Source organism: Pseudomonas sp. MS19 (assembly GCF_013277615.1).
GTDB lineage: Bacteria > Pseudomonadota > Gammaproteobacteria > Pseudomonadales > Pseudomonadaceae > Aquipseudomonas > Aquipseudomonas marincola.
The window spans coordinates 1-14,564 of record NZ_VBTO01000003.1 but is presented as its reverse complement, the minus strand read 5'-3'; the positions used below and the strand labels follow the sequence as shown (position 1 = coordinate 14,564).

The window sequence follows — 14,564 nt, the reverse complement described above, 5'->3', positions numbered from 1 at the left end:
TACGCTTAATCATTGAGCATCAGGCAGACAACAACATAAAAGATAGGCCTAAACGCGGTAACACCGCCGCTCGGCCCGCCTCAACAGTTCTTCCCTCTAGCCGCAGCACGGAGCAGATAGTTGATGAGCAGCACATTAAGAGTACTGACCCCAAAGCCAGCCCCCAATGCGCTACTCGACTATTACCTGCAGGTCAGGCGCCGAACCGAAACCCTGATCGCCCCGCTGGAGCCGGAAGACATGGTTGTGCAATCCATGCCTGATGCCAGCCCGAGTAAATGGCACATCGCCCATACCAGCTGGTTCTTCGAAACCTTTCTGCTCAGCCCGCAGCTCAAAGGCTACAAGATTTTCGATGACACCTTCTGCTACCTGTTCAACTCCTATTACGAAGCCGTCGGCCCCCGCCATCCCAGGCCCCATCGCGGCTTGCTGACCCGCCCCGCCATCAGCGAAGTCATTGCCTACCGCAAACATGTCGACAGGCAAATGAGCGTTCTGCTGCAAACCTCACTCGATGACGCCACGCGCCAGTTAGTTGAACTCGGGCTGGCACACGAGGAGCAGCACCAGGAACTGCTGCTCATGGACATACTCCACCTGTTCAACACCTCGCCCCTCAAACCCGCCTATAACCCGCAGTGGCCAGAGCCCACCCGCGCCGGCCCCGGGCGTTTCAAACAACACATTGGCGGCCTTCTGGATATTGGCCACACCGATGACGCCTTTGCCTTCGACAATGAAAGCCCGCGCCACACCACGTACTTACAGCCCTTCGAGATCAGTGACCGGCTGGTGACAAACGGTGAATGGCTGGCATTTATCGCGGACGGCGGCTACCAGCAAGTGGATTTGTGGCTCTCAGAAGGCTGGGATTGCGTGCAAAGCCAAGGCTGGAAAGCCCCGCTGTACTGGCATCACGATGAGCACGGCTGGAGCCAGATGACTTTAAGGGGCATGCAGCCCATTAATCCGGACGACGCCGTGACGCACATCAGCTACCACGAAGCGACCGCCTTCGCCTGCTGGGTCAACGCCCGCCTCCCGACTGAAGCAGAATGGGAAGTAGCCGCCCAGGCGGGCATGTTGCAACAAGTGGATGACGTCGCTTGGCAGTGGACGCAAAGCCATTACAGCGCCTATCCCGGCTTTAATCCGGCCCCTGGCGCTGTGGGCGAATACAACGGCAAGTTCATGATCAACCAGATGGTTTTACGGGGCGGCAGCGCGTTCAGCAGCCCCGGCCATACGCGCTTGAGCTATCGCAACTTCTTCCATGCCGATAAGCGCTGGATGTTGTCGGGGCTGCGATTGGCCCGGGATATTCAACCCCACCAGCGACACACAAAACCCAATAACGAGTTCTTGCGCGACGTACAACAGGGGCTCAGCGCAAAACCCAAAGCGCTTTCACCTAAATATTTTTATGACGCCAAGGGCTCCGCGCTATTCGAGGCGATTTGTAAAACACCCGAGTACTACCCCACCCGCGCCGAGACGCGACTACTGAGCGAGATTGCTGAGCAAATATCAACCACCATTGCCAGCGGCAGCGCGTTGATTGAATTCGGCAGCGGCGCCAGCGAAAAGACCTGTCTGGTGCTGGATGCAACGCCGCAACTGGGCGCTTATGTTCCCATCGACATTTGCCCCGATGCACTTGAACATGCGACCCAACGCCTTAATAAGCGCTACCCGGACCTGCCGGTAATCGCCCAAACGGGAGACTTCACCGAGCCGGTCGAGTTACCAGAACAAGTAGCCGCAATGGCCAAAGTCGGGTTCTTCCCCGGCTCAACCATCGGCAACTTCACTCGCAGTCAGGCGATTGAATTTCTCAAGTCGGCAAAACGCCTGCTGGGTGCTAACGGGCAATTCATTGTCGGCGTGGATATGGTCAAAGACCGCCACATACTTGAGGCAGCCTATGACGACGCTGGCGGCGTGACGGCGGCTTTCAATAAAAACCTGCTGACCCGCATTAACCGTGAACTGGGCGCCAATTTCTGCCTGGAAAACTTTGCCCACGTTGCGCTGTGGAACCCCGAACACCAGCGCATGGAAATGCACCTGCAAAGCCTTATCGATCAGTGCGTGGAAATAGCCGGTCAACGCTACATCTTCTCTAAAAATGAGCGCCTGCATACCGAGTGCTCACATAAATTCACCCTTGAGTCCTTCAGCGCAATGGCCGCCGAAGCAGGCTGGACCGTGAGCCAGCACTGGATAAGCGCAGAACCCGAAGTCGGTCTGATGCGCTTGACTCAGCAGCCGTAGTTGCGCGCTTAAACAAAAAACCCCGCTGATTCAGCGGGGTTTGATTAGCTCAATGGAACGCGGGAATCAGCTGCGCTCGGAGTTTTTCAGGGTGATCTGGGTATTCAGCGTCCAGAAGTCATACAACACCCCGATGAGAAACAAGCCACCTGTGCACAGATAGATGATCCCGGTGATCCATTTGCCCATGTACATGCGGTGCACACCGAAGACCCCGAGGAAGGTCAGCAGAATCCACGAGACGGTGTAATCGGTTTCCCCTGCGGTAAATCGCAAGTCGGCTTCCTTGTCCATCGACGGGATCAGGAACAGGTCAATGATCCACCCAACAAACAACAGGCCAAATGTCAGAAACCAGATGGTTCCGGTGACCGGCTTGCCGTAATAGAAACGGTGCGCGCCGAGAAAACCGAAGATCCACAACAGGTAGCCGATTGTCTTGCTGTGCGTGTCTTGTTGCTGCATGAATGCCTCCTGCTGGCATGATTATCCTGAACAACAATCTACGCGAGAACCGCCGCAAACCCAAATCTGGCCCCCGCTAAACGCCCGCCCCATGCGCACAGAGCGAGCGGTCTGAAAACCAGCGGCTAACGCGAATCAGCGAAAGCGACGGCCCGGATCATCGGTACTGACTTCAAGCGACAAGCCTTCGGTGAGACTCGACAAATGATCGCCGTCCCCCTCGGAAGCCAGCTTGATCATCAGGCGCAAGTCGTTCGCCGAGTCGGCATAGGCCAAGGCGTTTTCGTAAGTGATTTCACCGTCGCTGTAGAGTTTGTACAGAGCCTGATCGAACGTCTGCATGCCCTGCTCCGAAGAACGCTTCATCAACTCCTTGAGCTGATGCACTTCGCCCTTGCGGATCAGGTCGGCTGCCAGCGGCGTATTGATCAGCACTTCAATCACCGCGCGGCGGCCTTTGCCGTCCGGTGTCGGGATCAATTGCTGGGCGACAATGGCTTTGAGGTTAAGCGACAGGTCCATCCAGACCTGGCTTTGCCGGTCTGCCGGGAAGAAGTTGATAATCCGGTCCAGCGCCTGGTTGGCGTTGTTGGCGTGCAATGTGGCCAGACACAGGTGGCCGGTTTCGGCGAATGCGACGGCGTGATCCATGGTCTCACGCGAGCGCACCTCACCAATCAAGATCACATCCGGTGCCTGGCGCAGGGTGTTTTTCAGCGCCACTTCGAACGATTCTGTATCGATGCCGACTTCGCGCTGAGTGACGATGCAATTCTGGTGCTGGTGAATGAATTCGATCGGGTCTTCGATGGAAATGATGTGGCCGCTGCTGTTCTTGTTGCGATAACCAATCATCGCCGCCAGCGAGGTCGATTTACCGGTACCGGTAGCGCCCACAAACAACACCAGACCGCGCTTGGTCAGGGCCAGTTTTTTCAGCACTTCCGGCAGTTTCAACTCTTCGAGCGTAGGGATGTTGGTTTCGATGCGGCGTAGCACCATGCCAGCCAGGTTGCGCTGGTAGAAGGCACTCACCCGGAAACGCCCGATTCCGCGAGCGCTGATTGCAAAGTTGCACTCATGGTTCTCGGCAAAGTCACGGCGCTGCTGGTCATTCATGACCGCGTGCACTGTTTCACGGGTTTGCTCGGGTGACATCGGCGTTTTGGTGATCGGCAAGATTTTGCCATTGACCTTCATCGATGGCGGAATACCGGCTGTAATGAAAAGATCGGAGCCGCCCTTTTCGACCATCAGACGTAATAGTTTTTCAAAGTCCATGGGTCTCTCGCCTTACACCAGATTGCACCTGCAGCCGACTGCCGCTGGCACGTTCATTACCATTTATCCAGCGAGGCAGCCTTGCGACCGCCTCGTTGCTGCGTGTTGTTTCGGTCGGCGGCTAAGCTGCCGACATTCCAGCGGTGCAACGCGCGCCTTGCGGCGGCGGTTGCCAAGCTAGAAGTTCTCTGGGTTTTTAGCCTTCTCTTTGGCCATGTCTCGGCCGATCAGGCCTTTGCTGACCAGGGTTTTCAGGCATGAATCCAGAGTTTGCATGCCCAGCGAGCCACCGGTCTGGATGGCGGAATACATCTGCGCAACCTTGTCTTCACGGATCAGGTTACGAATCGCCGGCGTGCCGATCATGATTTCGTGGGCGGCAACACGGCCACCGCCGATTTTCTTCAGCAGGGTTTGCGAAATCACAGCCTGCAATGATTCGGAAAGCATCGAGCGAACCATCGACTTCTCTTCCGCCGGAAACACGTCAACCACACGGTCGATGGTCTTGGCAGCAGAGGTGGTGTGCAGCGTACCGAACACCAGGTGGCCGGTTTCAGCAGCGGTCAGGGCCAAGCGAATGGTTTCCAGATCGCGCAATTCGCCGACAAGAATGATATCCGGGTCTTCACGCAGCGCCGAGCGCAATGCTTCAGAGAAGCCAAGCGTGTCACGGTGAACTTCACGTTGGTTGACCAGACACTTCTTCGACTCGTGAACGAATTCGATCGGGTCTTCGATGGTCAGAATATGTTGGTACTTGGTGGTGTTGAGGTAGTCGAGCATCGCCGCCAGCGTGGTCGATTTACCCGAACCGGTTGGCCCCGTAACCAGCACCAGACCGCGCGGCACGTCGGTGATCTTGCGGAACACCTCACCCATGCCAAGGTCTTCCATAGTCAGAACCCGCGACGGAATCGTCCGGAATACTGCGCCCGAACCGCGATTCTGGTTGAATGCGTTAACCCGGAAACGAGCAACGCCCGGCACTTCAAAGGAGAAGTCCGTTTCCAGAAACTCTTCGAAGTCCTTGCGCTGCTTGTCGTTCATGATGTCGTAGATCAGCGCATGCACTTGCTTGTGATCCAGCGCCGGCAGATTGATGCGGCGAACATCGCCATCAACCCGAATCATCGGCGGCAAACCAGCAGAGAGGTGCAGGTCCGACGCACCTTGCTTGGCACTGAAGGCGAGCAGCTCAGTGATATCCATAGGACTCCCTAATGACGGTAGAATGCCGTGAACGTAGAACGCACGGGCGATAGAGCGAGAATAATGTCCACGATAGCAGAGAATATTGCAAAGGTCGGAGCTCGCATTCGTGAGGCAGCGCAAGCTGCAGGCCGCGAATCCACCTCCATTGGCCTGCTCGCAGTGAGCAAAACCAAACCTGCCGCTGCCATCCGTGAAGCTTATTTAGCGGGTGTCGGGCACGTTGGCGAGAACTACTTGCAAGAGGCGCTCGAAAAACAGCAGGAACTAGCCGATCTGCCCCTAACTTGGCATTTCATCGGCCCTATCCAGTCGAACAAGACCCGCGCGATTGCCGAGCACTTCAGTTGGGTGCATTCGGTAGACCGCCTGAAGATCGCGCAGCGCCTCTCGGAGCAGCGCCCAGCCTCATTGCCGCCGCTGAATATCTGCCTGCAGGTGAATGTCAGCGGTGAAGCGAGTAAATCCGGTTGCACGGCAGAACAATTGCCGGCACTGGCTGCAGCGGTGCAACAGTTGCCCAACCTGAAGCTGCGCGGGTTAATGGCCATTCCCGAACCCACCGATGATCAAAGCGAGCAGCGCGCAGCATTCGCTATCGTTCAAAACCTGCAACAGCAATTGGGCCTCGACACCTTGTCGATTGGCATGAGCCACGACCTCGAAGCGGCCATTGCTCAGGGCGCAACGTGGGTGCGCATCGGCACGGCGCTGTTTGGCGCCCGCGACTATTCATAAAGGTGGCCGCACACGCAGAGTTCGCCGACCTTACTGGGCACTTGTTGCATTGAAAAATGCTCACGGCCGCCTCATCTAGTAATGTGCTTCATTCTAAATAGCTAAGGACCCCGTTATGACCACTCCTCGCATTGCCTTTATTGGTGCCGGCAACATGGCAGCCAGCCTGATCGGCGGGATGCGTGCTCAAGGCGTTGGCGCCGAGTCGATCCGCGCCAGTGATCGCGGCGCCGAGCAACGCGAAAAAATCAGCGCGCAATACGGCATCGATGTGTTTGCCAGCAATGCCGAGGCCATCAACGGGGTCGACGTGATTGTGCTGTCGATCAAACCGCAGGCCATGAAAGAAGTGTGTCTGGATCTCGCGCCGCATATAAAGGACGGTCAGTTGATTGTCTCGATCGCAGCCGGTATCAGCAGTGCAAGCCTTGCCAACTGGCTGGGCGAGCGCGCCATTGTGCGCTGCATGCCCAACACCCCGGCCTTGCTGCGTCAGGGCGTTAGCGGCCTGTACGCCAACCCGCAGGTCAGCGCCGAGCAACGCCAGCAAGCCGAGCAATTGCTCAGCGCCGTTGGCCTGGCCCTGTGGCTGGATGAGGAACACCTGATTGACGCAGTCACCGCCGTTTCAGGCAGCGGGCCGGCGTATTTCTTCCTGCTCATCGAAGCCATGACTGCTGCCGGCGAAAAACTCGGCCTGCCGCGTGAAACCGCAGAAAAGCTCACCCAGCAAACCGCACTGGGCGCCGCGCAAATGGCCATTGCCAGCGACGTGGATGCCGCTGAGTTGCGCCGCCGGGTAACATCACCGGCTGGCACCACAGAGGCTGCTATCAAAACCTTCCAGGCTGGCGGCTTTGAAGCCCTGGTCGATGCTGCATTAAACGCCGCCGCCCAGCGCTCCGCTGAACTGGCCGAGCAACTGGGCAAATAAGGAGATCATGATGATCGGATTGAACACCGCTGCCGTGTATGTACTGCAAACCATCGGCAGCTTTTACTTGTTGATCGTGCTGCTGCGTTTCATTCTGCAATTGGTTCGGGCTGACTTCTACAACCCCATCAGCCAGTTCATCGTGCGCGCAACCCAGCCTCTGCTGAAACCGCTGCGCCGGATTATCCCAAGCTTTGCCGGCCTCGACCTGGCGTCGCTGGTACTGGCGATTCTGGTGCAACTGGCGCTGATGGCACTGACCCTGATGCTGATGGGTTACGGCGTTGGCAACCCGTTGCAATTGCTGGTCTGGTCGATCATTGGCGTGACCGCACTGTTCATCAAGGTGTTCTTCTTTGCCCTGATTATCAGCGTGATCCTGTCGTGGGTTGCCCAAGGCAGCAGCAACCCGGCAGTAATTCTGGTCAACCAGATCTGCGAGCCCCTGCTGATGCCGTTTCGCAAGATCCTGCCGAATCTTGGCGGTCTCGATCTTTCGCCGATTCTGGCGTTTCTGGTGCTTAACCTGATCGACATGCTGGTGATCCGCAATCTCGCGGTTATGACCGGCATGCTGCAAGGCCTCAGCATGGCCATCTGATGAGTTTCTATCGCTGGGACGGTGACGATCTGATCCTCAATTGTCACCTGCAGCCCAACGCAAGCTCCGACGAGTTTGCCGGGCTGCACGGCGACAGATTAAAAATTCGCCTCACCGCCCCGCCAACAGAAGGCAAAGCCAACGCCCATCTGCTAGCTTTTCTGGCAGGTGCATTTGCTGTGAGTAAACGCCAAGTTTGCTTGGAAAGTGGCCAACAGAGCCGAAAAAAGCGCGTACGAATTGTGAACCCGCAAAAACTGCCGAACGGTATAGAACTTAATCGTTCCGATAAGTGACAAACCTTTAGTGAGGTAGCTTGCTTGAGTTTATTGACGCCGGGCGCATCTGCGGCATAATGCCAGTATCCGATTATCAACAAGCATTGAGTCTCATTACCGGAAACGGTTGAAAGGGCTCCACCCCAGTAGTATCTGGGTGGTAATAGCGGGCCAGAAACACGGCTATCCCATGTTCATGAGCATGCCGGCGCGTGTTTGTATGTGAGGAACGATGAATGAGCATGGAACGTCTCAGCCAACAGGTCGACGCCTACGTCACCTGGAAACGCGAGTTGATGCGCGAAATTACCCGCTACCGCAGCTGGTTGATCTCCAACCGGCTGGGCTCGGAAGCCCTCGATAAAAAGCTTGAACGCGCGATGCATTTGCTGCGCACCGACCACATAACGCTGGCGTTTGTGGGCGAGTTCTCGCGCGGCAAGACCGAGCTGATCAACAGCCTGTTCTTCTCCGACTATGGCCAGCGCATGCTGCCCTCGCAGGTCGGGCGCACAACCATGTGCCCCACCGAGCTGTTTTTCGACCCGCGCTCCGAGCACAGTTATATCCGCTTGCTGCCGATAGAAACGCGCAGCGCCGATGCCAGCATTTCCCAATTCAAACGCGCGCCTGAGCAATGGCTGAACATCGCACTGGATCCAAGCGATCCGGACAACATGGTCGAGGCTTTCGCGCAGGTTGCCCGCACCAAGCCCATGCAGGTCGAGCAGGCAATCCAGCTCGGCTTCTACCCGGAAATGCTTGAAAGCACCGGCAAACCCGGCCAGGTGATGGTTCCGGCATGGCGCCATGCGCTGGTCAATATCGACCACCCCCTGCTGCGCCAAGGGCTGCGTATCCTTGATACACCGGGCTTGAATGCGCTGGGCAGCGAACCCGAACTGACCCTGTCGATGTTGCCCAACGCTCAGGCAATCATCTTCCTGTTGTCTGCCGACACCGGCGTTACCGCCAGTGACATGGAAATCTGGAAGCAGCATATTCTGCAACTGGATGACCCGGACCACACCAGCCTGCTCGCCGTTCTGAACAAGATTGACGTGCTCTGGGACGATCTCGCCGGCGAGGCATTTGTGCAGGAAAGCATTCATCGCATCCAGCAAACAACCGCCAGCCAGCTGGGCCTGAAAACAGCCGATGTGCTGCCTATTTCAGCGAAACAGGCGCTACTGGCCAAAGTGCGCCACGATCCCGAGTTACTCGCCCGCAGCCAGATCAGCGGACTCGAAGACCTGCTCTGCGAGCGCATCGTGCTGCAAAAAGAGCGGCTGATCGAAGACCACGTGGTGATGCAGGTGCTGGACTTGCTCAAAGGCAGCCAGAACATGCTCAACCAGCGGCTGCAGCAGGTCACCGCGCAGAAAGAGTTGCTCAGCAACAGTCATCAGGACAACGGCCAGACGCTGTTCGAACTGACAGCCAAGACCAAAGAAGAGCACAACCTCCATCACAAGCGCCTGCTTGGCCTGAAAACCAACCAGCGCCTGCTCAAGCGTCAGGGCGACCTGCTGCGCGAGGCTATTCGCCCGGAGCGGTTAGAAGGCCACCTCGAAGTGGTGCGCAAGAACCTCACCGGCAGTTGGACCACCATTGGTATCAACCAGGCGATTACCAACTTCTTCGCCAGCATTGATGAAGACTTGCAGCACCTGGCCGATGAAGCGGAAATGGCCAACACTATGGTTGCTGCTATCTACCGTCGGCATAACGAAGAGAATCCGCTGCATTGTGTGGATGCGCCGCAGTTCAACATCAACCGCCATCTGCGTGATCTCAAGCAACTGCGCGAACAGGCCGACCAATTCCGCCTGCAGCTGAAAACCCTGCTCACCGAGCAAGGTGTGCTGGCGCGCCGCTTCTTTGCCACCCTCGCCCAGGAAGTCATCGGGCTGCACCAGCGTTTGCGCCAGGATGCCGAACAATGGGCCAACGATGCCTTGATGCCACTGATGCAGCACACCCTTGAGCACAAGCAATTGCTCGAAACGCACATGCTCAAACTCAAGTCGCTGGCGCAGGAAACCCAATTGAATCGCCAGCGCAGCGAGCAACTCAGCCGTTATCACGGCGAACTGCTGGTCCAGCTCAGCCAGGCCAATGGCATGCTCAAGGTTTTCCGCCGTCCGGCGCCGGTGCAGCGGCAAAAGAAAGTGGTAAATCTGCTGGCTTCGCTGCGTACCGAAGGCGCCCGCGATTAAGTCGTAACAGTTTCTCCGCGCAACACCTGCCGCCCCGTGCTTGCCGCACGGGGCGGCGCTCTTTAGACTGCGTCCCTTGCTTTTTCACTTCACTTTTCGCGAGCGGGCTCGATGTCGACTGCCTTCCCCCAAGACTCTGTTGGCTTGGTGACTCCCCAGGTGATGCATTTTGCCGAACCTTTGGCTCTCGCCTGTGGGCGTGACCTGGCCGAGTACCAGATTACTTATGAAACCTACGGTGAGCTGAATGCTCAGCGCAGCAATGCGGTGCTCATCTGTCACGCCTTGTCTGGCCACCATCACGCCGCGGGTTATCACAGCCCCGACGACCGTAAACCCGGTTGGTGGGACAGCTGTATCGGCCCCGGCAAAGCCATCGACACCAATAAGTTCTTCGTGGTCAGCCTGAACAATCTCGGCGGCTGCAATGGCTCGACCGGCCCCAGCAGCATCAACCCGGCAACGGGCAAGCCTTATGGCGCCGACTTCCCGGTCTTCACCGTGGAATGCTGGGTCCACAGCCAGGCGCGGCTGGCCGATGAGCTGGGTATCGAGCAGTGGGCAGCCGTGGTGGGCGGCAGCTTGGGCGGCATGCAGGCCATCCAGTGGACAATCACCTACCCCGAGCGCGTGCGTCACTGTTTGGCCATCGCTTCGGCGCCCAAGCTTTCGGCGCAGAACATCGCGTTCAACGAAGTCGCACGTCAGGCCATTTTGACCGATCCGGATTTTCACGGCGGGCACTTTCTTGAACACGGCGTGATTCCCAAGCGCGGCTTAATGCTGGCTCGCATGGTCGGCCACATCACCTATTTGTCTGACGACGCCATGGGCGAGAAATTTGGTCGCGGCCTGAAGAGCGAGAAGCTCAACTACGACTTCCACAGCGTCGAGTTTCAGGTCGAGAGTTACCTGCGCTATCAGGGCGAAGAGTTCTCCGGGCGTTTCGACGCGAACACCTATCTGCTAATGACCAAGGCGCTCGACTACTTCGACCCTGCCGCTGCTCACGACGGCGATCTGGCCAAGACGCTGGCAGTGGCCAAAGCCGACTTCGCGGTGTTCTCGTTCACCACCGACTGGCGTTTCTCGCCAGCGCGCTCGCGCGAAATTGTTGATGCGCTAACCGCCTCACGCAAAAACGTGTGCTATCTGGAAGTTGACGCGCCGCAAGGCCACGATGCCTTCCTGATGCCAATTCCGCGTTATTTGCAAGCATTTAGCAGCTATATGAATCGAATTGCCGTATGAGGTCGAAATGAGAGCTGATCTGGACATCATCCAGGACTGGATTCCCGCGGGCAGTCGCGTGCTCGACCTTGGCTGCGGCAACGGCGAACTGCTGGCGTGGCTCACGGCCAACAAGCAAGTATTCGGCTACGGTCTGGAAATCGACGCGGACAACATTGCCGAGTGCGTAAGCAAGGGCGTCAACGTCATCGAACAAGACCTCGACAAGGGGCTGGGCAACTTTGCCGATCACAGCTTCGATGTGGTGGTCATGACTCAGGCGCTGCAAGCAGTGCATTACCCGGACCGGATTCTCAGCGAGATGCTGCGCGTCGGTAAGACCTGCATCATCACCTTCCCCAACTTCGGTCATTGGCGCTGCCGCTGGTATCTGGCCAGCAAAGGCCGCATGCCGGTGTCCGATTTCCTGCCGTACACCTGGTACAACACCCCGAACATTCACTTCTGCACCTTCGAAGATTTCGAGCGCCTGTGCCGTGGCCAGCAAGCCACCGTACTCGACCGTCTGGCGGTTGATCGCGACCACATCAATGGCTGGGCCAGCCGGATGTGGCCTAATCTGTTTGGTGAGATTGGTATCTATCGGGTCAGTGGTCATACCGCCATGAATGCCGGACAAAACCGCTGATCCACACCGTTTCAAGGAGAGCCCCATGCGCCGCCTCGCTGTTCTACTCATTGCTCTGTGCCTGAGCCTGCCCGCGTTTGCCGAACAAAAGAAAACCTTCGGTGATCTCGATGTTCACTACAGCGCCTTCACCTCGGGTTATTTGCAGCCCGACATTGCGGCGGCCAATGGCCTGACCCGCAGCAAGAAACTTGGCGTGATGAACATTGCCGTGCTCAAGGCCGGCAAAGCCACCACGGCCAACGTCAGCGGCACCATGAAGAATCTGCTGGGTAAAGATTACCCGCTGAGCTTCAAGGCCGTTAACGAGGGTGAGGCGATTTATTACCTCGCCCAGTTCCCGCTGGAAAGTCAGGAAATGCTGCGTTTCACCATTAATGTCAGTGTCAGCGGTGGTGCGACCAACAGCTTCGAATTCAACCAGGAACTGTATCCAGGCGAATGATCAAACTCACTCAACTCGTGCTTGCCAGCCATAACGCCGGCAAGCTCAAAGAACTCCAGGCCATGCTCGGCGAATCCGTGCAGGTGCGTTCGGTCGGTGAATTCAGCAGCGTCGAGCCTGAAGAAACCGGCTTGTCGTTCATCGAGAACGCCATTCTCAAGGCGCGCAACGCCTCCCGCGTCTCGGGCTTGCCGGCACTGGCCGACGACTCGGGGCTGGCAGTGGACTTTCTCGGCGGCGCGCCCGGTATTTATTCGGCGCGCTATGCCGACGGCCAGGGTGATGCGGCGAACAACGCCAAACTGCTTGAGGTGATGCGTGAAGTGCCCGACGCCGAGCGCGGCGCCCAGTTCGTCTGCTGCCTGGCGCTGGTACGCCATGCCGATGACCCGCTGCCAATTATCTGCGAAGGCCTGTGGCACGGCAGTATTCTGCACCAGCCGCAAGGTGCCAACGGTTTTGGCTACGACCCGTTGTTCTGGGTGGCCGAGCGTCACTGCTCAAGCGCAGAACTCAGCCCTGCCGACAAGAACCAGCTGAGCCATCGCGCCCGCGCAATGGCCTTGTTCAAACAGCGGCTGGGGCTATGAGCGCAAGCAACACGATCATCACTGATCGGGTGCGCCACACGACTGCCGGCTTCGAGCTGCCGCCTCTGGCGATGTACATCCACATTCCGTGGTGTGTAAAGAAGTGCCCGTACTGCGACTTCAACTCGCACGCGGCGGCGCCAACGCTGCCGGAAGAGGAATACGTCGACGCCCTGCTCGCCGACCTCGATGCGGATTTGGCGCATGTGCATGGCCGCCCGCTCAGCTCGATATTTTTCGGCGGCGGCACGCCCAGCCTGTTTTCGGCCAAGGCCCTGGGCCGCTTGCTCGAAGGTGTCGAGCGGCGCATCCGCTTTGCGCCGGACATCGAAATCACCCTTGAAGCCAACCCCGGAACGTTCGAGCAGGCCAAGTTTTCGGCTTATCGGCAACTCGGGATCAATCGCCTGTCGATTGGCGTGCAAAGCTTTCAGTCAGCCAAACTGGCAGCACTGGGCCGTATCCATGACGGTAATGAGGCCATCCGCGCCGCCGATATGGCGCGCGCTGCTGGCTTCGATAACTTCAACCTCGACCTAATGCACGGCCTGCCGGATCAGTCGATCGATGACGCCCTGAGCGACCTGCGTACAGCTATCGCGCAAAAGCCTACGCATTTGTCCTGGTACCAACTGACGCTGGAGCCGAACACCGTATTCTGGAACCAGCCGCCCACTCTGCCGGAAGACGACACCCTGTGGGACATTCAGGAGGCCGGGCAAACCCTGCTCGCCGAACATGGCTATGCGCAGTATGAGGTTTCGGCCTATGCGCAGCCCGGCAAAGCGGCCCGCCACAATCTCAATTACTGGACCTTCGGTGACTTTATCGGGATTGGCGCTGGCGCCCACGCCAAGACCAGCAGCCCGGACGGAATTATTTCGCGCAGTTGGAAAACCCGCCTGCCAAAAGACTATCTAAACCCGGGCAAGCAGTTCACTGCCGGCCACCGCGTGCTTGAGCCAGACGAGTTACCGTTCGAGTTTCTGATGAACGTGCTGCGCCTGACCGAAGGCGCTGCCAGCGAAATGTTCACCCGCCGCACCGGCTTACCCCTGAGTTTGCTCGCCAGTGCACGGCAAGAAGCGGAAAAACGCGGTCTACTAAAAGCAGAGCCGAATCGACTGGTCGCCACCCGCGAAGGCCAGTTGTTTCTCAACGATTTGCTGCAACAATTTTTGCCTTAATGGGCCGCTCACGAGCCACTTGGCTCTAAGGATCTTCCATGGATTTGCTACTTGATCTGATCGCCACACTTTCGCGCTGGAGCCGTGGCCACTTGTACGACATTTCGCTGGCAATCATGGCGACCCTGTTCGTGCTGTTCGGCCCCAGCCTCAATGCGTGGGTGCAGCGCACCATCGGCGGCCTCAACTTCATCTTCCGCACACTGATCTTCGTTTTGGTCTGCGCGCTGGTATACGGCATGGCCATCGTTTACCTCACGCCTTATCTGTCGGCGGGGCTTGGCCAGTTCAACAACTACACGTTGGCGCCGGTGCTGCTGTTGGTGTTCTTCTTGATCGGTGTAATTGCGGACCGCAGCTAAGCAACAAACCAGCGTGTTCCGTTTGGGAATTGCGCCACTCAGTTGCTCGATCAAGAATCAGAGACGCTAAAACCAAAAAGCCCTGAATGCATGCAT

15 protein-coding genes are annotated in these 14,564 nt (G+C 57.7%); 12 read left to right on the top strand and 3 right to left on the bottom strand.

Annotated features, from left to right (window positions below):
• Nucleotides 1-123 precede the first annotated feature (123 nt).
• Nucleotides 124-2,277 (top strand): ergothioneine biosynthesis protein EgtB, encoded by a 2,154-nt coding sequence (gene egtB, locus FEZ62_RS00615; protein WP_172926486.1) that lies wholly within the window; start codon nt 124-126, stop codon nt 2,275-2,277.
• Between the two features lie 66 nt (nt 2,278-2,343).
• On the opposite strand, the gene FEZ62_RS00610 is transcribed toward egtB, so the two are convergent.
• The 3 genes from FEZ62_RS00610 to FEZ62_RS00600 form a co-directional block, all read right to left on the bottom strand.
• Nucleotides 2,344-2,742 (bottom strand): TM2 domain-containing protein, encoded by a 399-nt coding sequence (locus FEZ62_RS00610; protein WP_069902450.1) that lies wholly within the window; start codon nt 2,740-2,742, stop codon nt 2,344-2,346.
• A gap of 135 nt (nt 2,743-2,877) precedes the next feature.
• The gene (locus FEZ62_RS00605) at nt 2,878-4,023 is read right to left on the bottom strand and encodes a PilT/PilU family type 4a pilus ATPase (RefSeq protein WP_069902449.1); all 1,146 of its coding nucleotides are present in this window, start codon (nt 4,021-4,023) and stop codon (nt 2,878-2,880) included.
• A 177-nt stretch (nt 4,024-4,200) separates the two neighbouring features.
• A complete protein-coding gene (locus tag FEZ62_RS00600; protein WP_069902448.1) occupies nt 4,201-5,235 on the bottom strand; it encodes a type IV pilus twitching motility protein PilT in 1,035 nt (344 codons plus the stop codon).
• 63 nt (nt 5,236-5,298) lie between these two features.
• Between FEZ62_RS00600 and FEZ62_RS00595 the strand changes: the two genes are divergently transcribed.
• The 11 genes from FEZ62_RS00595 to FEZ62_RS00545 all read left to right on the top strand — a co-directional run bounded on the left by FEZ62_RS00595 (nt 5,299) and on the right by FEZ62_RS00545 (nt 14,468).
• Nucleotides 5,299-5,973, top strand: coding sequence for a YggS family pyridoxal phosphate-dependent enzyme (locus tag FEZ62_RS00595; protein WP_090513814.1), 675 nt, complete (start codon nt 5,299-5,301; stop codon nt 5,971-5,973).
• A gap of 115 nt (nt 5,974-6,088) precedes the next feature.
• Nucleotides 6,089-6,907 carry a pyrroline-5-carboxylate reductase gene (gene proC, locus FEZ62_RS00590; RefSeq protein ID WP_069902446.1) on the top strand — a complete coding sequence of 273 codons (819 nt, stop codon included), beginning with the start codon at nt 6,089-6,091 and terminating at the stop codon, nt 6,905-6,907.
• 10 nt (nt 6,908-6,917) lie between these two features.
• Nucleotides 6,918-7,508: a YggT family protein gene (locus FEZ62_RS00585; RefSeq protein ID WP_172926485.1), complete on the top strand. Its 591-nt coding sequence runs from the start codon at nt 6,918-6,920 to the stop codon at nt 7,506-7,508.
• On the top strand, nt 7,508-7,804 hold the full coding sequence (locus tag FEZ62_RS00580) for a DUF167 domain-containing protein (protein ID WP_172926484.1): 297 nt from the start codon (nt 7,508-7,510) through the stop codon (nt 7,802-7,804). The genes FEZ62_RS00585 and FEZ62_RS00580 overlap by 1 nt, the downstream gene beginning before the upstream one ends.
• A 218-nt stretch (nt 7,805-8,022) precedes the next feature.
• Nucleotides 8,023-10,005 carry a dynamin-like GTPase family protein gene (locus FEZ62_RS00575; protein WP_090513818.1) on the top strand — a complete coding sequence of 661 codons (1,983 nt, stop codon included), beginning with the start codon at nt 8,023-8,025 and terminating at the stop codon, nt 10,003-10,005.
• A gap of 111 nt (nt 10,006-10,116) precedes the next feature.
• Nucleotides 10,117-11,256 carry a homoserine O-acetyltransferase gene (locus tag FEZ62_RS00570; protein ID WP_069902442.1) on the top strand — a complete coding sequence of 380 codons (1,140 nt, stop codon included), beginning with the start codon at nt 10,117-10,119 and terminating at the stop codon, nt 11,254-11,256.
• Between the two features lie 7 nt (nt 11,257-11,263).
• Nucleotides 11,264-11,884: a methionine biosynthesis protein MetW gene (gene metW, locus FEZ62_RS00565; RefSeq protein ID WP_069902441.1), complete on the top strand. Its 621-nt coding sequence runs from the start codon at nt 11,264-11,266 to the stop codon at nt 11,882-11,884.
• A 25-nt stretch (nt 11,885-11,909) separates the two neighbouring features.
• Nucleotides 11,910-12,329 carry a DUF4426 domain-containing protein gene (locus tag FEZ62_RS00560; protein ID WP_069902440.1) on the top strand — a complete coding sequence of 140 codons (420 nt, stop codon included), beginning with the start codon at nt 11,910-11,912 and terminating at the stop codon, nt 12,327-12,329.
• A complete protein-coding gene (gene rdgB, locus FEZ62_RS00555) occupies nt 12,326-12,919 on the top strand; it encodes an RdgB/HAM1 family non-canonical purine NTP pyrophosphatase (protein WP_150548182.1) in 594 nt (197 codons plus the stop codon). The genes FEZ62_RS00560 and rdgB overlap by 4 nt, the downstream gene beginning before the upstream one ends.
• Nucleotides 12,916-14,106, top strand: a complete 1,191-nt coding sequence (gene hemW / locus FEZ62_RS00550; protein WP_172926483.1) for a radical SAM family heme chaperone HemW — start codon at nt 12,916-12,918, stop codon at nt 14,104-14,106. The genes rdgB and hemW overlap by 4 nt, the downstream gene beginning before the upstream one ends.
• A gap of 38 nt (nt 14,107-14,144) precedes the next feature.
• Nucleotides 14,145-14,468, top strand: a complete 324-nt coding sequence (locus tag FEZ62_RS00545) for a DUF3392 domain-containing protein (protein WP_069902437.1) — start codon at nt 14,145-14,147, stop codon at nt 14,466-14,468.
• The last annotated feature ends 96 nt before the right edge of the window (nt 14,469-14,564 follow it).